Source organism: Xanthomonas sp. NCPPB 1754, assembly GCF_041475725.2.
Lineage (GTDB): Bacteria > Pseudomonadota > Gammaproteobacteria > Xanthomonadales > Xanthomonadaceae > Xanthomonas > Xanthomonas euvesicatoria.
The window spans coordinates 2180646-2201505 of record NZ_CM192982.1 but is presented as its reverse complement, the minus strand read 5'-3'; the positions used below and the strand labels follow the sequence as shown (position 1 = coordinate 2201505).

The window sequence follows — 20860 nt, the reverse complement described above, 5'->3', positions numbered from 1 at the left end:
ACCTTTTAGAGCCGAGCGATTCCATGAACTCTCTTCTGCTGCGTTTCAATGTCGGGCCGCGCCTGGCTGCCGCCTTCACCGTGCTGATCCTGCTGTCCGGGTTCATCGCCTTCATCGGCTATCGCGGGCTGACCTCTGCACGTGCGCTGGTGGATGCCCTGGTGCACCAGAACATGACCAAGATCCGCCTCTCCAACGACATGATGAATGCCAACTACGTCATCGCCGCGGAGCTACGCAATGTCGTGTTGCCGACCAGCAACGAAGACAATCTGAAATTCATCGAATCCATCAAGCAGGCGCGCGCCGACTACGCGAAGGCGCACGATGCGCTGTATGCCATCCCGTCTTCGCCGCAGGGCATCGGCATCCGTACCGAGATCGACCGCCTCGGGCAGCCGGTGCGCGACTTGAACAACCAGGTCGTCGACCTGGTGATGTCTGGCCACAGCGATCAAGCATTGCCGCTGATGCTTACCCAGGCCGCACCGGCGATGCAGAAATGGCAGGACAAGATCGGCGAGAACATTGCCCTTCAGGACAAGCTCGCCTCCGAAGCAGCCGAAGTGGCATTGCAGTCCATGGACGATTCGCGCAAGTTGCTGGTGGGCGGTTCGCTGATGGTGGTATTGCTGAGCGGCACCCTGGGCTTGCTGATCACCCGCAGCCTCACCCGGCCGCTGAGCCGCGCCACCCGCGCTGCCGAAGCGATTGCCGAGGGCAGGCTCGATAACGCCGTGCATAGCGATGCCAGCGACGAAACCGGGCGTCTGCTGCAGGCCATGGACAAGATGCAGTCGCAGGTGCGCAACCTCATTACCGCCCAGCTGGACATGGCCAAGCGCCACGATGCGGGCCAGGTGAGCTTCCGCATGGATGCCGGCGTGTTCCCCGGTGACTACGGCCGCATGGCCGGCGACACCAATGCGCTGGTCGACAGCCACATCCAGGTCACCGCGCGCCTGGCGCAGATCATGGGCCGCTATGCGATCGGCGACCTCAGCGACGACATGGACGCCCTGCCCGGCGAACAGGCCAAACTCACCGAGACCATGGCGCAGGTCAAACACAACCTGGCCGCGATGAATCGGCAGATCAAGCAGCTGGCACAGGCCGCCGCGGCCGGCGACTTCAGTGCTCGCGGCGACGCAGTGCAGTTCCAGTTCGACTTCCGCATCATGGTCGAGAGCCTCAATCAGCTGATGGCCACTGCCGATGGCAGCCTGCAAGCGTTGTCGGGCATGTTGCAGGCCATTGCTGCGGGCGATCTCACTGCGCGCATGGATGGCCAATTCCAGGGTGTGTTTGCGCAGATGCGCGACGATGCCAATGCCACGGTGACGCAACTGGCCGGTATCGTCGGGCACATCCAGACCTCGGCGGTCTCGATCAATGCGGCTGCCAGCGAAATTGCCGCCGGCAACAACGACCTGTCGCAACGTACCGAACAGCAGGCCGCCAACCTGGAAGAAACCGCTGCCTCGATGGAAGAGCTCACCTCTACCGTCAAGCAGAATGCCGAGGGCGCACGCCAGGCCAATCAACTGGCGATCGGTGCGGCCAGCGTGGCGTCGCAAGGCGGCGAGGTCGTCGGCAAGGTCGTGGACACCATGGCGGGCATCCAGGCCTCGTCGAAGAAGATCGCCGACATCATCTCCGTCATCGACGGCATCGCGTTCCAGACCAATATCCTGGCCTTGAATGCGGCGGTGGAAGCGGCACGTGCCGGCGAGCAGGGCCGCGGCTTTGCCGTGGTGGCCAGTGAAGTGCGTACGCTGGCGCAGCGTTCCTCAGCCGCCGCCAAGGAGATCAAGGACCTGATCGGCGACTCGGTGCAGCGCGTCACCGACGGCTCGCAGCTGGTGGACCAGGCGGGCCGCACCATGGCCGAAATCGTCTCATCGGTGCAGCGCGTCACCGACATCATGGGCGAAATTTCCGCTGCCTCGCAGGAGCAGTCGGCCGGCATCGAACAGGTCAACCTCACCGTCACGCAGATGGATGAGGCCACCCAACAGAACGCTGCCCTGGTGGAAGAAGCCACTGCCGCCGCGCGCGCGATGGAAGAACAGGCACAGCAACTCACCGAAGCGGTGGCGGTCTTCAAGGTCGATGCGAACGCACCGGTGGCACGCAAGTTGTCAGCCATCGCCAGCGCCGTGAGCCACCAGCGGCCGGCGACGCGCCCGGCTGCACGTGCCGCCGTGGTCGCGGCGACACCGCGGCGCGTGGCAGTGAGTGCAACCACGTCGACCGTTGGCGATGGCAATTGGCAGGAGTTTTAAGCGACGGCGCCGGAGCCCACCGGTCGCCGGCAGTGGCGGGCGACCGGCACCGCCAGCGGGATCGTTTTTAGTCGCGGTGGTGCATTCGGCCGCCGTACTCATCGTCAACCGGTCGCAGCTGCCGATGCGCGTTTCACGCAACACCGTTGTCCAGCAACACAGACGTTTCGAGAGCCTTTGATCCGCGCTCCGCAGATCTTGTGGGCCGCTTCCCTTGCGAGGGGAAGCGGCCCTTTTTTTTTGCTGCCATCCCGGAGTAAGACCGACAGACCGCACCAGCGCTCTTCAGGCGAAGCGGTGCGTAGCAACCGAGGATGTGAGCCAATTCCGGCTCCGGCCATAACCGCCTGGCGACTGCGCAACCCTCGCATTGGTTGCCCAGGATGTTGCTCGGACGGGCGGCCGCAACGCGCCATTTCGCCCGCCGTATGCGGCCCGTCGCCTCCCTCAAGGACACTTTTGGTTTCACCCAAAATTTACAATCGTCGGTGACAAGGTGGACGATGTGAAACCGCTTTCAGCCAGCGAATGCTGAATGGAATGCCTAATTTTGTGCTGATTTCAACGGGAACAATCAATTTCGAGCATAAACGGCCGCTACCAAGCTCACGCATTCGTAACGCCCTCCCCCGGGCAAGGTCGATTCCTCATGCATTCCTTCAAGCGCCTCTCGGTCGGTACGCGGCTCTCCGCACTGCTCACGCTGGTCATCGCCATTTCGCTGGGGCTGCTGGCCCTGACCATCTATCGCCAGTCCGCTGGCGATATCGAATCGCAGGTCAAGGCCGAGCTGCGCTCCAGCACCCGACTGATGCAGCAGTCGGTGGCGATGTACGACGTCACGCTCAGCGAAGGCACCCAGCGTCTGGGCAGCGTGTTCGACGACATGCTCCCCACCGGCGCGCGCGAACTCGATAGCGCCAGCACGGTCACCATCGGCGAGCAGAACACCCCCTCGCTGCGTGCCGGCAAGCAGGCATTGAATCTCAATTTCGACGCCGTGGACCGCTTTGCCAAGGCGACCGGCGGCGTTGCCACGATCTTCGCCCGTACCGGCGACGACTTCGTGCGCATCACCACCTCGCTGCGTAACAAGCAGAACGAACGCGTCATCGGCACCCTGCTCGATCGCAAGGGCAAGGCCTACGCCGCCCTGTCGCAAGGCAAGAGCTTCACCGGCCAGGCGCAGCTGTTCGGCGAGCAGTACATGACCCATTACCAGCCGCTGCGCGATGCCGCCGGCGAGGTCATTGGCGCGCTGTTCGTCGGGCGCAACTACACCCAAGGCCTGGCCGCGCTCAAGGCCCAGGTCAGCACCACCAAACTGGGCCAGGACGGCTATTTCGTCATTGCCGACATGGCGCCGGGCGATCACCAGGGCCAGATCATCGCGGCTCCGCCGGGCACCCCGGCCACATTAGCGGCACTGGTGCCGGCCGAACAGCAGGCCCTGTTGCAGGCAGTGCTGGACGGCAAGCAGCCCAGCGCCAACCTGCAGCTGCGCGATGGCAAGGGCGCCAGCCAGGCCTTCGAAGTCACCGCACAGCGCTACGCGCCGTGGCAGTGGGCAGTGATTGGCGCGCAGCCGCGCAGTGCCATCGACGGCCCGCTGGACGCGCTGATGGGCAGCATGCTGCTGTTCTCGCTGGTGGTGCTGGCACTGTGCATCGCGGTGGTGTTCATCGCCGCGCGCAAGATGGTCACCCGCCCGCTGCTGGCAGTGGAACGCGTGCTTGGCGACGTGGCGGCCGGCCGCCTGGACAACGCGATTGACATCGACCGGCATGACGAACTCGGTCGCCTGCTGCTCAACGCGCGCACCATGCGCGATGACCTGCGCGCGCGCCTGGAACGCGACCACCTGATCGCCAGCGAAGCACTGCGCGTGCGCACCGCCTTGGACGACGTCAGCACCAATGTGATGATCGCCGACGCCGAGCGCCGCATCATTTACGTCAATCGCCCGCTGCAGCGCATGCTGTCGGAGATGCAGGACGTCCTGCGGCACGATCTTCCCAACTTCGATGCCGCTGCACTGGGCAATACCCGCATCGACCAGTTCCATCGCAATCCCGAGCAGGCACGCCTGCTGGATCAACTCAAGAGTACGCACACCGCACAGGTCGAAATCGGCGGCCGCATCGTGCACGAAGTGGTCAGCCCGGTCGTGGCTGCCACCGGCGAGCGCATGGGCTATGTGGTCGAATCGAGCGACCGTACCCAGGAAGTGCAGGTGGAACAGGAAGTCGCGCACGTGGTGGAAGCCGCCGCGGCCGGCGACCTCAGCGAGCGGATCGACGTGCGCGGCAAGCAGGGCTTCCTGTTGCTGCTGGCCCAACAGCTCAACACGCTGCTGGACAACAACGCAGACGGTCTGTCGCGCGTCTCCGCCCTGCTCTCGTCGCTGTCGCAAGGCGACCTGACCGCACGCATGGACGGCGCGCTGCAGGGCGTCTTCGCCACCATCCGCGACGACGCCAACGCCACCGCCGACCAGTTGGCCGGTATCGTGCGCCGCATCAAGGACTCGTCGCTGACGATCAATTCGGCCGCCACCGAAATCGCCACCGGCAACGGCGACCTGTCGCGTCGCACCGAACAGCAAGCGGCCGCGCTGGAAGAAACCGCAGCCTCCATGGAAGAGCTCACCGCCACCGTCAAGCAGAACGCCGACAACGCCGACCAGGCCAATCGCCTGGTGCTGGATGCTGCCGGTGTGGCGGCAAAGGGCGGCGATGTGGTGAACCGCGTGGTCACCACCATGGCCGATATCGACGCCTCGTCGAAAAAGATTGCCGAGATCATCAGCGTGATCGACGGCATCGCCTTCCAGACCAATATCCTGGCCTTGAACGCGGCGGTGGAAGCGGCGCGTGCCGGCGAGCAGGGTCGTGGCTTTGCTGTGGTGGCCTCGGAGGTCCGCACGTTGGCACAGCGCTCGGCCGGCGCGGCCAAGGAGATCAAGCACCTGATCGAAGACTCGGTCACCCGCATCGGCAACGGCGCGGCACTGGCTTCCGAAGCCGGCAGCACCATGCAGCAGGTGGTGACCTCGGTACAGCGCGTCACCGACATCATGGGCGAAATCACCAGCGCTTCGCGCGAGCAGGCCGCAGGCATCACCCAGGTCAACCAGACCGTCACCCAGATGGACGAAACCACCCAGCAGAACGCCGCGCTGGTGGAAGAAGCCACTGCCGCCGCGCGCTCGATGGAAGACCAGGCCGCACAGTTGGTGGATGCGGTGGCAGTGTTCCGCCTGGAGCCACAGGACCGCCTGAGCACCCTGCTGTCCAACGCACGCCATGCCTACAGCTGAGACGGCAACGACGATTCATTGCAGCCAGATCACAGCATCGAGGGCGCGCTGCCCTCACCGCCCGCGGGACATGCCATAAAACCGTCCATGGCGGCTCGATGGCGGCATCCATGCCGCCAACGGTCCGGCAACCGGCAAGGACACCGCGCCAGACAGTTTTCCGGTGGCGGTGCTGAAGTGTTAGGACACCGCTTCGCGCGGCTTGTGGTTGCTGGTTGCGGTGTTGAAACCCTGCACATCGACCAACGCGACTGGTCCTTGCCCGCCCAACGTCGCGGGACCCTTGGCGGCATGGATGCCGCCACGGAGCTTAGGGACGCACTTGCAGCGTGTCCTGCGATGGTGGGCGGGCAAGGACCCTGCAGCCAACACAAAGACATTGAAGGCGCGGTGCCTAACCCGCTAGTTCGCTGGTGGCGTATTGAAGAGCGAAGACCTCGCGCCAGACCTTGGCGCTTGCTTGGCTGAACGCGCTGCACACAGACCATCGCGGCTGCGCCTGGCCACCGATCGGCATAGAGTTTGGTCGGCCGCCTTAAAGATTTGGCTTTGCCGCCGATATCAAGGCGACGCCGGGACAACCCGCCAGGCGCCTTCCCGCTTCTACTGTGCTTGTGCCCATGTCCCAAGGCGATACCTCAGAGCTGGACCACGACGCCGATCACCTCGTCGAAGGTGACGAGCGCTACCTGCTGCGCAACAAGCGGCAGATCCGTGGATTGCTGCGCCAGCTGCTCGACCAACGCGCCATCGTGACCATGCATGTGGCTGGCCGCGACATGGCCGTGCCCACCGCCGTGCTGGAAGTGGACGAAGACGACGACTGCGTGATCCTGGACGGCAGCCATAACGATGCCTCCAACCGCGCCATCGAGGGCGCCAAATACCTGCTGTGCTACGCCCAACTGGAACGGGTGAACATCCGCTTCCGCCTGGAAAAGGCCGAACGGATCGAGCGCGATATCCACGTCGCCTTCCGCGTCGACCTGCCTGCCGCGATGTACCACATGCAGCGGCGCGAATCGTACCGGCTGGAAACGCCGATCACCGATTCGCCCGTCTGCACCATCCGCCAGGAAGCGGCGCAGGGAAACGAGTTCAACCTGCAGCTGCGCGTGATCGACATCAGCAGCGGCGGCCTGGCGGTGTCCCTCACCGACGGGATGCCCTTGCTCGAATTGCAACGCACCTACCGCAACTGCATCCTGCAATTGCCCGACACCGCCCCGATCACGCTGCCGCTGACCGTGTGCAGCCAGCACAAGCAGGCCCTGCCCAACGGCAGCGAAGGCTTCCGGATCGGCATGCAGTTCAGCGACCTGCCGCGCGGCGCCGACGAAACCATCCAGCGCTACATTTTCCGTGTCGACCGCCAGCGCAATGCGCGCAAGAGCGGCGTGTTCTGAACCCTCGCGTACCACGCGGGGCCGGCACCTAAAGTTGCCGCCTACCCCGCCGATGTTGCTAGGGCATCCCGCATCCGTCTCTGCTGCCGCAGTCCTGCCTCAACCCGACACTTAGCCGCAACGCCCGGAGTTTCCATGAACGATAAAAGCACTGCCACCGGCACAGGTGGTGAATTCCTCAGCTTCGCTTTGGGCGAAGAACACTACGGCGTGGATATCCTGAAGGTGCAGGAAATCCGCGGCTACGATTCGGTCACGCGTCTGCCCGACGCGCCGGACTACATCAAGGGCGTGATCAACCTGCGCGGCACCATCGTGCCGGTGATCGACCTGCGCCTGAAGCTGCGCCTGAAAGAAGCGCGCTACGACGCTTTCACCGTGATGATCGTGCTCAACGTCGAGGACCGCGTGGTCGGCATCGTCGTGGACAGCGTGTCCGACGTGATTCCGCTCAACGACGACCAGATCCGTCCTACCCCCGAATTCGGTGCGTCGGTCGACACCCGTTTCATCTCCGGTATCGGCACCCAGGACGATCGCATGTTGATCCTGCTGGATATCGAAACCCTGCTGGACAGCACCGAGCTGGGTCAGCAGCTGGTGGAAGAAGCCGCCTGATTCAAACGGCTGCGTTGCCTCGCCTGCGGTCGCCGGAGAGGTGTAGAGGAATGCAGGAGCCGCCATGTACGACAAGCGGCTACCAAACGACTGCCAGGCCGCCAGAACGCGCGTGGTCGGCGCTCCGAATCCCGATGTCGCACATGTGCACTCCGGCTTCTGCGCCCCTCGCCACTGTTGGCTGATTCGCTCCGTTCGGTAGCCGCTTTTCAGCGTATGCGGTGGCACCCTGCACCCACTGCACCGCTCCGGCGGCCGCAACGCTTTTGTGCAATCGCATTTACGACGATCGCGTGTCAGGAAGCTCCCGACACGCGACGCACCACTCGATGGAAATGAGATAAAAATCACGTTTTCCGGATTCAAGTTGAACGGCGGTTAGCCGATAGCTGAATGAAGCCCGCGTCCACACAACGGGTCACCGTTCGACTTTTGATTTCTGGAGAATCCCAATGAAGTTCCTGCTCTCGCTCCTCCCCGTCGCTGCTCTCGTGATCGTTGCTCCCACGCTGTCGGCCCAGTCGCAGGAAATGATTCCGCCGGAAATGGCGACGCGCTTCGTCGGCAAGGACGGCATGGTGTGCGGCAAGGTCGAAAAGGCCAAGTACGCGCAGAGCTCGGAAGGCGAACCCACCTTCCTGTACATGGGCGGCATGTTCCCGCGCCACACCTTCTCCGCACGCATCGACGGCGCCAACCGCGGCAAGTTCAGCTTCGCCCCCGAAACGCTCGAAGGCAAGGACGTCTGCGTCCTCGGCAAGATCCAGCGCGACAGTTCGCGCGCCGAAATCGAAGTCAGCTCCCCGGCCAGCCTGAAGCTCGCCACCATCAAGTAATCGCCTCGCACATCGCCACGCCCTCGCGCGTGGCGATGTGCTGTTGCGGCTATGCGGACTGACTTCTACGGGGAATCGTGTCAATGCAATGGATCAACAATCTGAAACTGATGCCCAAGCTGATGCTGGCGTTCGGCATCGTGCTGCTGATCATGCTCGTCCAGGGCGTCATCGCCTATTCGGGCCTGGCTTCGCTCAATAACGTCACCCGCGACCTGGCCGGCAACACCATGTCCAGCGTGCGCGAGGCGGGCGATCTGCGCGGCATGCTCGGCGAATACCGGAATGCGGCCTACCAGAACCTGGTGCGCGCCAGCGATTCGGTCAAGCAGGAAGCCAAGGTCCGCGCCAAGAAGCTCAATGGCGAGATCGAAGCCACCATCAAGGGCTACCCGCGTCTGATCGAAAGCCCGCAACAGAAGAAGCTGTTCGACGTGTTCGTGGCGGACTGGAAGAAGGCATCGGCCTCCTATGCCAGCGTCGACGAAATGATGGAGCTGAATCTGCCCGACGACGCCATCGACACCTTCGTCGGCGAGACCCGTACCCTGCACAACAAGGCCAAGGATTCGCTGGCTGCCTTGATTGCCGAAGACAACCTGCTCGCGCAGGCGGCCAAGACCAAGGCCGAAAAGGTCCACGCTACCTCCGTCACGCTGACCCTGGTGGTGTTGTTGATCGGCATCGCCGGCGGCCTGGGCCTGGCCTTCCTGTTCGCCCGTTCCATCGTCAAGAGCATGCGCGGCGCGGTCACCACGGCCACCGAAATTGCCGGCGGCAAGCTGGACGGCCAGATCAACGTACAGGGCCAGGACGAAGTGGGCGAGTTGATGCGCTCCATGCAGCGCATGCAGCGCGACCTGAAGGAACGCATTGAACGCGACCAGGAGATTGCCGACGAAAACCTGCGCATCCGCACCGCGCTGGACAAGTCCTCGACCGGCACCTTCATCACCGATCCAGAGCGCGTGATGATCTACGCCAACGACGCCTTCAAGAAGATCGTGGCGCAGTACGAAAGCAGCATCCGCCTGGCATCGCCCGAATTCGACGCAAGCAAGGTCATCGGCCAGCACATCAGCTACCTGGGTTTGTCGGATGCGACCGTGCGCAAGGCCATTGCCGCACTGGAACGCGATGGCGTCACCAGCTTCGAAGAGCGTTTCGGCGAAGTGGTGCTGGCGCAGACCGTCACCTCCATCAAGAACGAACAGGGCGAGACCAGCGGCGAAGTCTGCGAATGGCGCGACCGCACCATCGAAGTGCAGGTGGAAGAAGAAGTGGCCCGCATCGTGCGCGCTGCCGCCAGTGGCGACATGAGCGGGCGTGTGGAAACCGACGGCAAGCAGGGCTTCTTCCTGCAGCTGGCGCAGCAGCTCAACGGCTTGCTGGATGCCAATGCCGGCAGCCTGGAACAGATTTCGACCCTGCTGTCCGCGCTATCGCGTGGCGACCTGACCGTGCGCATGCATGGTGAGTTCAGCGGCGTGTTCGCGCAGATGCGTGACGATGCCAATGCCACCGCCGAGCAGCTGGCCGACATCGTCGGGCGCATCAAGATGTCGTCCACTGCGATCAATTCGGCCGCTGGCGAAATCGCTTCGGGCAACAGCGACCTGTCGCACCGTACCGAGCAGCAGGCCGCCAATCTGGAAGAAACCGCCGCCTCCATGGAGGAGCTCACCTCCACCGTCAAGCAGAACGCCGAAAGCGCCCGTCAGGCCAACCAGCTTGCCATCGGCGCCACCGGCGTGGCTTCGCAAGGCGGTGAAGTGGTGTCGCAAGTTGTCACCACCATGTCCGGCATCGAAGCCTCGTCCAAGAAGATCGCCGACATCATCAGCGTCATCGACGGCATCGCGTTCCAGACCAATATCCTGGCGTTGAATGCAGCGGTGGAAGCAGCGCGTGCCGGCGAACAGGGTCGCGGTTTTGCTGTGGTCGCCTCCGAGGTGCGCACGCTGGCACAGCGTTCGGCCGGTGCGGCCAAGGAGATCAAGGGCCTGATCGACGACTCCGTGCACAAGGTGGCCGAAGGCTCGGCACTGGTGCGCAAGGCTGGCGCCACCATGGCCGACATCGTGGCCAGCGTGCAGCGCGTGACCGACATCATGGGCGAGATCTCTGCCGCTTCGCAGGAGCAGTCGTCCGGCATCGAGCAGGTCAACCAGACCATCACCCAGATGGACGAAACCACCCAGCAAAACGCTGCGCTGGTGGAAGAAGCCACTGCTGCCGCCCGCTCGATGGAAGAGCAGGCAGGTCATCTGGCCGAAGCGGTGTCGGTGTTCAAGCTGGACGACTCGGCTACGCAGGCGCCACAAAGCGCACGCGTCCGGCCGATCGCCTCGCGCCCGGTTGCAGTGAAGAGCGCCGCCAAGCCGGTGGCACGCGCAGCAGCAAGCGCGTCGCGGCCAGCCAAATCCCAGGCCGCACTGGCCGACGGTAACTGGCAAGAGTTCTGATTCACCGCTGTCACCACAACGCCCCGGCACTGCCGGGGCGTTGTGCATTTGGGACAGGCACCTGCGTTGATCCCCGCGTACGCTGCGGCAGCACGCCGATGGGGCATCTTTGCCTCTGTGCGCCCATCGCCAGCCGCCGTCCCCATCGGACGAGCTAGCGAGCCCAACCGCGCCCAATCCACGCATTGGCGCTTCAGTTGCGCGGCTCCGTGGCCGATATCCAGTTATAGCTCACGACGCGTATGGATATGACGACAACGACTTCCGCTTCAGACACACGCGAATTTGATTTCGGCGACCGCGACTTCAAGCGTGTCTGCGACCTGATCTACCAGCGTGTCGGCATCGCACTGGCGCCGGCCAAGCGCGACATGGTGTATGGCCGCTTGTCGCGTCGTCTGCGCGTGCTCGGCCTGCGCTCGTTCCGCGACTACCTCGACCAGCTCGAAGCCGGCAACGATGAAGAAGAGTGGCAGGCATTCACCAATGCGCTGACCACCAACCTGACCTCGTTCTTCCGCGAGCCGCACCATTTCGACAAGCTGCGCGAAGAACTGCAAAAGCGCGCCTCGCAGGCGCCGTTGAAGATCTGGTCGTGCGCCGCCTCCACCGGCGAGGAGCCCTACTCCATCGCCATCACCGCCTGCGAAGCCTTCGGCACGCTGACCCCGCCGGTGAGCATCGTCGCCACCGACGTCGACACGCAGGTACTGGAAACCGCCTCGCGCGGTGTCTATGCCATCGACCGTGTCGCCTCGCTGGATGCAGCGATCAAGCGCAAGTACTTCCAGCGCGGCAGCGGCCCCAATGAAGGCAAATGCCGGGTCATTCCAGCGCTGCGCCAGCTCACCGAATACCGCCAGTTGAATCTGCTGGCACCGCGTTACGACGTCGGCGGTCCGTATGCGGCACTGTTCTGCCGCAACGTGATGATCTACTTCGACAAGCCCACCCAGCGCGGCATCCTGTCGCGCCTGGTCAGCCACATGGGCGAGGACGGCCTGCTCTACACCGGGCACTCGGAGAACTACCTGCACGCGGCCGATCTGATCCAGCCGTGCGGGCGCACGCTGTATCGGCGCGCACCGCGCGCAGGAGCCTGAGCATGAGTACTGCCGTGCAAGTCGACGACGTCATGCGCTACCGCGATTCGCGGTTCCAGACCATTGCCGCCAAACTGCTGCCCACCCAATACCTGGTGGTGGACGACGACACCGCGTTGACGACCACCTTGGGATCGTGCGTTGCAGCCTGCCTGCGCGACCCGGTGCTCAAGATCGGCGGCATGAACCACTTTCTGTTGCCCGAAGGCCAGGTCGGCGACGGAGCGCCCACGCGCTACGGCAGCTATGCCATGGAGTTGCTGATCAACGACATGCTCAAGCGCGGCGCGCACCGCAAACGCATCGAAGCCAAGGTCTTCGGTGGCGCCAACGTGCTGAAGGGCTTCACCAGCAACCCGGTCGGCACCCGCAACGCCGAGTTCGTGCGCCAGTACCTGCAGGCCGAACATATTCCCATCATCGCTGAAGATCTGTGTGGCATCCATCCGCGCAAGGTGTGGTTCTTCGCGACCACTGGCCGCGTCGTCGTGCAGCGCTTGCCGCACGCACACGAAGCCGAAGTCGCCGCCACCGAATCGGCCGTGCGCGCCCGTCTGTCCAAAGCACCGGTTACCGGTGGAGTGGAGTTGTTCGAATGACGCTGGAAACCCCTGTGCGTGTATTGATCGTCGACGATTCGGCGGTCGTGCGTCAGATGCTCACCGAGATTTTATCGCGCGACGCCGGCATCGAAGTGGTCGGCTCGGCCGCCGACCCGTTGCTGGCGCGCGAAAAGATCAAGCGCCTCAATCCGGACGTCATCACGCTAGATGTGGAAATGCCGCGCATGGACGGCCTGGTATTTCTGGAAAACCTGATGCGCCTGCGCCCTACCCCGGTGGTGATGATTTCATCGCTGACCGAGCGCGGTGCCGACACCACCTTGCAGGCCCTGTCGCTGGGCGCCGTGGACTTCGTGTCCAAGCCCAAGATCGACGTCGCACGCGGGTTGGAAGGCTACGCCGAAGAGATCGTCAGCAAGGTCAAGATGGCCGCCAAAGCCAAGGTCAGCGCACTCAATCGTCCGAGCGCGCCCAAAGTCACGCTGGATATGCAATCGGCACCGGTGGCCGGCAGCGCGCTGCGCTTTCGCACGACCGACCGCTTGATCGCCATCGGCGCCTCCGCCGGTGGTACCGAAGCGCTGCGCGTGGTGCTCGAACACATGCCCGCCGATGCGCCCGCGGTGGTGATGACCCAGCATCTGCCTGCCAGCTTCAGCACCGCATTCGCCGAGCGCCTCAACCGCCACTCGGCCATGTCGGTACGCGAAGCCACCGATGGCGAGGCCATCCTGCCTGGCCATGCGTATCTGCCGCCGGGCGGCCAGCATCTGCGCATCATTCGCGACGGTGCGCGCTGGCGCTGCCGCATCGACGATGGCCCGCCGGTCAATCGCCACAAGCCGGCAGTGGACGTGCTGTTTCGTTCTGTTGCCGCCAATGCCGGCCCGAATGCGGTGGGCGCCATCCTCACCGGCATGGGCGACGACGGCGCACGCGGCCTGCTGGAAATGCTGCAGGCCGGCGCGCCGACGCTGGTGCAGGACGAAGCCAGCAGCGTGGTCTGGGGCATGCCCGGTGCCGCGTACAAACTTGGCGCCGCGCAGGAAGTGGTGCCGCTGGACCGCGTGGCCGAGCGCTTGCTCGCATTGTCGGCGCAGGCGCGCTGATCCGGCATGGCCGCGCATCCCTCGCACCCGACCAACCCAACGCTTCCTCCGGCACCGGGAAGCGCGGTGGGCGCTGGCGTGGATGCAGCGATGGACCGCACCCCGCTGACGGCTGAGCCGATCCATGCCAACGCCCCAGGCACGGGCCAGATCAGGCCCGGCCCGGTCACCGCCGGCATGGCCAAGGCCGGCGAACAGCCCGACCAACGCCGCGCGCGTCTGCTCGCCGAAGCCCTGGATGGCAGCAGCAGCGCCATTCTCATCTGCGACCTGCAATCGCGCCTGCTGTACGCCAACGACGGCTTCCAGCGCATGTTCGGCTACACCGAAGCCGAGCTGGTCGGTCTGCGTCCCTCCGATGTCCTGACCCGCGCGCAAAGCGACCAAAGCGAGGTCGCTCGCGTTCGCGATCGCGCCGATGCCTTGCAGCACACCCGTGCCGACCTGCTGGTCTATCGCAAGGACGGCACGCCGCTGTGGATCTCGCTGAACTTCAACCCGATCTACGACGCCAACCACGCTCCCTCGCATTACGTGGCGGTACTGACCGACATCACCGACACCAAGATGCACGAGGTGTTGCAGCACCGCGTGCTGGAGGCCCTGGTGCAGGAACGCCCGTTGATCGAGGTGATGACGCTGATTTGCACCGAGGTCGAACGCATCGCACCGGATGTGCTGGCCACGGTGATGAGTGCGGACAATCAAGGTCGCCTGCATTCGCTGGCTGCGCCCAGCCTGCCGCCCGAATACGCCGACGCAGTCAACGGCTTGAAGATCGGCCCGGGCACCGGCGCCTGCGGCACCGCGGCCTGGCGCGGTCGCGCGGTGATGGTGGAAGACATCGCCACCGACCCATTGTTCGAGGCGTATCGCGACACGCTATTGCCTTGGGGCCTGCGCGCCTGCTGGAGCACGCCGATCCGCTCCAACAGCGCGCGCGTGCTCGGCACCTTCGCGCTGTATTACCGCAAGCCGCAACGTGCCGATGCCTGGCATATGCGGCTCACCGATTTGTGCCAGCAGCTGTGCACATTGGCGCTGGAACGCGAGCAGATCCGCCAGCGCGTGCATCAACTGGCGTTCTACGACACGCTCACGGGCCTTCCCAACCGCATCATGTTCAGCGCGCGTGCCGAGCAGGCACTGACCCAGGCCGAATACGCCGGCGAACCGGCCGCGTTGATGTTCATCAACATCGATCGCTTCAAGCTCATCAACGATAGCCAGGGGCACGCCGCAGGCGATGGCCTGCTGCGCGATATCGCCTTGCGCGTCAACGACCAGATCACCGCCACAGCGATGCTGGCGCGGCTATCCGGCGACGAGTTCGCGCTCGCGCTGCCGCAATGCAGCGCAGAGCAGGCCAGCGCCGCCGCCGAGCGTTTGTTGGTCAGCATCGCCAGTCCGCTGCCGGTTGGCCATATGACCGTGCATCCCTCGGCCAGTATCGGCGTGGCGATGTTTCCCGAGGATGGCCACGACATCAACATCCTGCTGCGCCATGCCGACTTGGCGATGAATCGCGCCAAGAAGGAAGGCGGTGGGCGCTTCCGCTTTTTCAGTTCCGACATGAACCGCATGGCGCAGGAACGCGTGGCCTTGGAGGCCGAGCTGCGCCAGGCCATTGGCCGCGATCAATTGCAGCTGCACTACCAGCCGCAGATGCACAGCGCCGCGCCGCATGCCCTGTATGGTGTGGAAGCGCTGCTGCGCTGGAATCATCCGCAACTGGGCGCGGTATCGCCGGCGCGGTTTCTGCCGGTGGCTGAAGAGCAAGGCATGATGCCGCAGCTCAACGCCTGGGTACTGCGACGTGCCTGCGAACAGGTCGCGGACTGGCGCCAGCGTGGCGTGCCGGTGGCGCGCGTGTCGGTAAATCTGTCGGCAAGCGGCTTCGAAAGCCCGCGCATGCTTCCCGACCTGCTGCAGCTGATCGCCGAACTGGGCGTGCAGCCGTCCGATCTGACCCTGGAATTGACCGAAAGCGTGATGCTGTCCGGGCAACCGGGCGTGCTGGAAAACCTGCACGCCATTCGCGAAGCCGGCATCTCGCTGTCGCTGGACGATTTCGGCACTGGCTATTCCAGCCTGAGCCACTTGCATCGCCTGCCGATCGACGAACTCAAACTGGACATGAGCTTCGTCCGCGATATCGAACACAGCGAAGACGCGCGCGCGCTCACCACCTCGGTGCTGCGCATCGGCGAGCACCTGCGCAAGCACGTGGTCGCCGAAGGTGTGGAAAACGAAGCGCAGCGCCTGTTCCTCGCCGACCTGGGTTGCGAGGTGCTTCAGGGCTATCTGTTCTCGCGGCCGCTACCGGCCCAGGCACTGGAAGCCTGGCTGGGCGCGCAACCGTCATAACGCAACCGTCGAACGATCACCGCTTTGAACTTCCTTCCAGCCAGGAAAGGCGGGCCATGGCGTGGCAAGTCATGAGCCTCCTCCTGCAGAAGAGCAGCGCTGCAAGCCCTTCCCTACGAAAGAGGGCTTTAAGCCCCTCTCCCCGCGGGAGGGAGTGGGGTGAGGGTAAGGCCAACCACGCATCGCGCCGACGCCGTACCCGCATCCGCCCCGCGGGCACCTTCTCCTCCATAAAGGAGGAGAGTGTCCCGACCGGAGAAGGGAAACATCATCCTGACAACTGCGGCGCTTCAGCCATCTCCAACGAGAGAGCGCTTCAAGCCCGCCTCCTGTCCGTAAAAAGTGAGGCGGCGAGAAGGAACCAGTCGCCTCATCCCTCGTCGGGCGAGGTCATTACCTCATCCCACTCGCATCAGCTCCACCTCGGTCTCACCCACCGTCCGCTTCAGCCATCCCAGCAACTGCGCGTTGACGAAGGCCGGGTGTTCCAGCGAGGCGATATGGCCTGCGTCCGGGATCAGCTCGTAATCGCAACAGATTGCCTCGGCCATCATCCACACCTCTTCGGGCGGGCGCGGAATGTCCTCGGCGCCACCGAGCAGGAAGGTATTGGCCGGATCCAGCGCGGACAGGGCATCCAGGCGGTCGGCTCGGCCGAAGATCAGCCGGCCCAGCGGCACGATGGATGCGCGCAACTGCTCGGCCGACATCGCCGCCAGACGCTGCGCGAAGGCGGCCGGCAATGCCGAGCTCAGATCGATACCAGGGCGGAAGAAGATCGGCACGATCGCCTCGATCAGCGCAGGCGTCACCTGCCCGGCCGTCTCGATGGCATCAAGCAGGCCGAAATAGCGCGCACGCGTGGCGGCTGGCTCGGCGCCCAGGAAAGTATCCATCAACACCAGGCTGCGCACGCGCTCCGGCGCCATCAGGGCAAGCTCGGCGGCCCACATGCCGCCCACCGACAGGCCGACCACCGCGCACTGCGGCAACTTCAGTGCGTCCAGCAGGGCCAGCATGTGCCCGGCAAGATCGCCGATCTGCTGCGTGCCGTGCGGCAACGGACCTGACTGCCCGTGTCCCCATAGCTCGGGAACGATGACCTGGTAATGCTGCGACAGCGCCTGGATCTGCGGCTCCCACATCGCAGCGTCCCAGAGATAGCTGTGGCCGAGCAAGACCGGGAAACCGCGGCCATGTTGCGTGTAATGCAGGGTTTGACCGGAGATTGTGCAAGTGGGCATGGGCATCAACGGGCAGTGGTAGAGCGGCGGGACTCTAGACCTGCGCACTTCAGATTTTTGTTGCAATGCCACAATCCAGTCAGCTGGTATTTGCTTTAACGCCGGGCATCGTGACGACTACACGAAACCATTGCCCGAAAAGCGAAATACCCGGCAGTGCCGGGCATTTCGGGACAGCAAACCTGCCGGAAGAATCAGGCGGCGACGGTCTCTGCCACGTCCTGATATTCCTGGATCTGATCGAAGTTCATGTAGCGGTAGATCTGATCGCCACTGGTCTTGATCACGCCGACATCCGCCATGTACTCGTCCTTGGTCGGAATGCGGCCCAGGCGCGAGCAGATTGCCGCCAGTTCCGCCGAGCCCAGGTACACGTTGGTATTGCGGCCCAACCGGTTCGGGAAATTACGCGTGGAGGTCGAGAACACCGTGGCGCCCTCGCGTGCCTGCGCCTGGTTACCCATGCACAGCGAGCAGCCCGGCATTTCCATGCGCGCACCGGCCGCGCCGAAGGTGCCGTAATGGCCTTCCTTGGTCAGCTCGGAGGCGTCCATCTTGGTCGGCGGTGCCACCCACAGGCGGGTCGGGATGTCGCGCTTGCCTTCCAGCAGCTTGGCCGCGGCACGGAAGTGACCGATGTTGGTCATGCACGAGCCGATGAATACTTCGTCGATGGCCGCGCCGGCCACTTCCGACAGCGTCTTCACGTCGTCCGGGTCGTTCGGGCAGGCCACGATCGGCTCATGGATATCGGCCAGGTCGATCTCGATGACCGCCGCGTATTCGGCGTCGGCATCGGGCTGCAGCAGCTGCGGGTCAGCCAGCCAGTCTTCCATCTTCTTGATGCGGCGGCCCAGGGTGCGCGCATCGGCATAGCCCTCGGCAATCATCCAGCGCAGCAGGGTGATGTTGCTGGTCAGGTATTCGATGATCGGCGCCTTATCCAGGTGCACGGTACAGCCGGCTGCCGAACGCTCGGCCGAGGCGTCGGAGAGTTCGAACGCCTGCTCCACCTTCAGGTTCGGCAAGCCTTCGATTTCCAGGATGCGACCGGAGAAAATGTTCTTCTTGCCCTGCTTGGCCACGGTCAGCAGGCCCTGCTTGATCGCGTACAGCGGGATCGCGTTGACCAGGTCACGCAAGGTCACGCCCGGCTGCATCTGCCCCTTGAAGCGCACCAGCACGCTCTCGGGCATGTCCAGCGGCATCACCCCGGTGGCGGCGGCGAAGGCCACCAGGCCGGAGCCGGCCGGGAACGAAATGCCGATCGGGAAGCGGGTGTGCGAGTCGCCGCCGGTGCCCACGGTGTCGGGCAGCAGCATGCGATTGAGCCAGCTGTGGATCACGCCGTCGCCCGGACGCAGCGAGACGCCGCCGCGGGTGGAGATGAACTCGGGCAAGGTGTGGTGGGTCTTGACGTCCACCGGCTTCGGATAGGCGGCGGTGTGGCAGAACGACTGCATCACCAGGTCGGCCGAGAAGCCCAGGCAGGCCAGGTCCTTCAGCTCGTCGCGGGTCATCGGGCCGGTGGTGTCCTGCGAACCCACCGAGGTCATCTTCGGCTCGCAATAGGTGCCCGGGCGCATGCCCTGGCCTTCCGGCAGCCCGCAGGCGCGGCCGACCATCTTCTGCGCCAGCGAGAAGCCCTTGCCGGTGTCCGGCGGGTCCATCGGCAGGCGGAACAGGTCCGACGCCGGCAGGCCCAGGAATTCGCGCGCCTTGGCGGTGAGGCCACGGCCGACGATCAGCGGAATGCGGCCGCCGGCGCGCACTTCGTCGAACAGCACGTCCGACTTCATTGCGAACTCGGCGATCACCTGCCCGTCCTTCAGCGCCTTGCCGTCGTACGGACGCAGCTCGACCACATCGCCGTGCTCCATCTGCGACACGTCCAGCTCGATCGGCAAGGCGCCGGCGTCTTCCATGGTGTTGTAGAAGATCGGGGCGATCTTGCTGCCCAGGCACACGCCGCCGAAGCGCTTGTTGGGGATGTACGGAATGTCCTCGCCGGTCCACCACAGCACCGAGTTGGTCGCCGACTTGCGCGAGGAACCGGTACCGACCACGTCGCCCACGTAGGCCACCAGATGGCCCTTGGCCTTGAGGTCGGCAATGGCCTGGATCGGGCCGCGCTTGCCGTCTTCTTCCGGCTCGAACGCCGCGCCGTCGCGCTTGTTCTTCAACATGGCCAGCGCATGCAGCGGGATGTCCGGACGGGTGGTCGCATCCGGCGCCGGCGACAGGTCGTCGGTATTGGTTTCGCCCGGCACCTTGAACACGGTCACGGTCAGGCTCTGCGGCACTTCCGGCTTGCTGGTGAACCACTCGGCATCGGCCCAGCTCTGCAGCACGGCCTTGGCGTGGGCGTTGCCGGCTTGCGCCTTTTCCTGCACGTCGTGGAACGCATCGAACACCAGCAAGGTGTGCTTGAGCGCCTCGGCAGCGGTGGCGCCCAGCTCGGCGTTGTCCAGCAGGTCGATCAGCGGCTGGATGTTGTAGCCGCCCAGCATGGTGCCGAGCAGCTCGGTGGCGCGGGTGGGGCTGATCAGCGCGGTGGTCTCGGTGCCGAAGGCAACCGCGGCCAGGTACGAGGCCTTGACCTTGGCAGCGTCGTCGACGCCGGCCGGCACGCGCTGGCTGAGCAGCTCGACCAGGAATTCTTCCTCGCCAGCCGGCGGAGCCTTCAACAGCTCGATGACCTCGGCGGTCTGCTGCGCGGTCAGCGGCAGCGGCGGGATACCGAGCGCGGCGCGCTCTGCAACGTGGTGGCGATAGGCTTCCAACATGCGGGTTCTCCAAAAAAGCAGCGGTGAAGGTGGTAAAGCGCGAACGTGGATCAGGGTGCGGGTTTGGGAACGATGATCTTCAAACCCTTGAAGTAATCGCGGAAGAAGCCCTCGTCGCGGGTGATCAACCCGTCGCACTGGAGCATGGCGTGGGCGCCGATCAGGAAGTCGGCCACCACCCGCTCACGCTTGCCGCCGCGCGCGCGAAAGCGCTTGTTCATATGGCCGGCGCGCACTGCCGCCGCTTCCTGGGTGGCCTCGTAGCGCACGCCGATCGAGGCCAGGGTTTCCATCAGGTCGACCTGGGTGTCGAGCATGGCCAGCACCTCGGCCACCACCGCGTCGCAGACCACCACTTCGTCGCGCGCCAGCGCGTCGCCGATGCAGACCTCCGACACTTCGCCATAGACCGGGTCGCCGATCAGGATGTCCAGCAGGACCGAGGAATCCAGGGCGATCATGGGTCGAACGGATCCCCGGGGGCGCGGCCACGGATCACGCGCATGGCCGCATCGGTGCTGGTCAGGCCGTCGACCAGCTTGAACTTGCCGCGCACCTTGCGCAGCGCCTCGCTGACGTCCTTGCGCAGGATGATGCGCCCGCCGTCGAGCTCGATCTTCAACGTGGTGCCCTTGGTCAGGCCCAGGGCATCGCGCACGGCCTTTGGCAGCGTGATCTGTCCGCGTTCGGCAACGGTGGCTTCCATGAGCATGCTCCAGAAAGTATGCACGCATGATACGTACTTGCACCGCCCTACTC

Annotated in this window: 14 protein-coding genes; 10 read left to right on the top strand and 4 right to left on the bottom strand. The window is 64.6% G+C overall.

Annotated elements, in window-relative coordinates:
* Positions 1-23: 23 nt before the first annotated feature.
* From ACCQ15_RS09735 to ACCQ15_RS09690, 10 genes are all read left to right on the top strand, one after another.
* Entirely contained in the window at positions 24-2285 is a 2262-nt protein-coding gene (locus ACCQ15_RS09735; protein WP_372357065.1) for a methyl-accepting chemotaxis protein, read from the top strand.
* Between the two features lie 649 nt (positions 2286-2934).
* Positions 2935-5604: a methyl-accepting chemotaxis protein gene (locus ACCQ15_RS09730; RefSeq protein ID WP_372381453.1), complete on the top strand. Its 2670-nt coding sequence runs from the start codon at positions 2935-2937 to the stop codon at positions 5602-5604.
* Positions 5605-6224: 620 nt separating this feature from the next.
* Positions 6225-7010 carry a flagellar brake protein gene (locus ACCQ15_RS09725; protein ID WP_008571502.1) on the top strand — a complete coding sequence of 262 codons (786 nt, stop codon included), beginning with the start codon at positions 6225-6227 and terminating at the stop codon, positions 7008-7010.
* A 135-nt stretch (positions 7011-7145) separates the two neighbouring features.
* Positions 7146-7628, top strand: coding sequence for a chemotaxis protein CheW (locus ACCQ15_RS09720; RefSeq protein WP_003486339.1), 483 nt, complete (start codon positions 7146-7148; stop codon positions 7626-7628).
* 452 nt (positions 7629-8080) lie between these two features.
* Positions 8081-8464, top strand: coding sequence for a hypothetical protein (locus tag ACCQ15_RS09715; RefSeq protein ID WP_003486337.1), 384 nt, complete (start codon positions 8081-8083; stop codon positions 8462-8464).
* An 83-nt stretch (positions 8465-8547) separates the two neighbouring features.
* The gene (locus ACCQ15_RS09710) at positions 8548-10929 is read left to right on the top strand and encodes a methyl-accepting chemotaxis protein (protein ID WP_057680744.1); all 2382 of its coding nucleotides are present in this window, start codon (positions 8548-8550) and stop codon (positions 10927-10929) included.
* A gap of 242 nt (positions 10930-11171) precedes the next feature.
* The gene (locus tag ACCQ15_RS09705; RefSeq protein ID WP_372381452.1) at positions 11172-12032 is read left to right on the top strand and encodes a CheR family methyltransferase; all 861 of its coding nucleotides are present in this window, start codon (positions 11172-11174) and stop codon (positions 12030-12032) included.
* Between the two features lie 2 nt (positions 12033-12034).
* A complete protein-coding gene (cheD, locus tag ACCQ15_RS09700) occupies positions 12035-12631 on the top strand; it encodes a chemoreceptor glutamine deamidase CheD (RefSeq protein WP_003486330.1) in 597 nt (198 codons plus the stop codon).
* Complete coding sequence (locus ACCQ15_RS09695) at positions 12628-13704, top strand: protein-glutamate methylesterase/protein-glutamine glutaminase (protein ID WP_003486327.1); 1077 nt, start codon at positions 12628-12630, stop codon at positions 13702-13704. The genes cheD and ACCQ15_RS09695 overlap by 4 nt, the downstream gene beginning before the upstream one ends.
* 78 nt (positions 13705-13782) lie before the next feature.
* The gene (locus ACCQ15_RS09690) at positions 13783-16071 is read left to right on the top strand and encodes a sensor domain-containing protein (protein ID WP_031422456.1); all 2289 of its coding nucleotides are present in this window, start codon (positions 13783-13785) and stop codon (positions 16069-16071) included.
* Between the two features lie 398 nt (positions 16072-16469).
* Here the strand turns inward: ACCQ15_RS09690 and ACCQ15_RS09685 are convergent, their stop codons facing one another.
* The 4 genes from ACCQ15_RS09685 to ACCQ15_RS09670 all read right to left on the bottom strand — a co-directional run bounded on the left by ACCQ15_RS09685 (position 16470) and on the right by ACCQ15_RS09670 (position 20807).
* On the bottom strand, positions 16470-17315 hold the full coding sequence (locus ACCQ15_RS09685) for an alpha/beta fold hydrolase (RefSeq protein ID WP_033478484.1): 846 nt from the start codon (positions 17313-17315) through the stop codon (positions 16470-16472).
* A gap of 194 nt (positions 17316-17509) precedes the next feature.
* Complete coding sequence (gene acnB, locus ACCQ15_RS09680) at positions 17510-20101, bottom strand: bifunctional aconitate hydratase 2/2-methylisocitrate dehydratase (RefSeq protein WP_029819309.1); 2592 nt, start codon at positions 20099-20101, stop codon at positions 17510-17512.
* Positions 20102-20151: 50 nt separating this feature from the next.
* Positions 20152-20562, bottom strand: coding sequence for a type II toxin-antitoxin system VapC family toxin (locus ACCQ15_RS09675; RefSeq protein ID WP_008571495.1), 411 nt, complete (start codon positions 20560-20562; stop codon positions 20152-20154).
* The gene (locus ACCQ15_RS09670; protein WP_003486316.1) at positions 20559-20807 is read right to left on the bottom strand and encodes an AbrB/MazE/SpoVT family DNA-binding domain-containing protein; all 249 of its coding nucleotides are present in this window, start codon (positions 20805-20807) and stop codon (positions 20559-20561) included. The genes ACCQ15_RS09675 and ACCQ15_RS09670 overlap by 4 nt, the downstream gene beginning before the upstream one ends.
* Between the last annotated feature and the right edge of the window lie 53 nt (positions 20808-20860).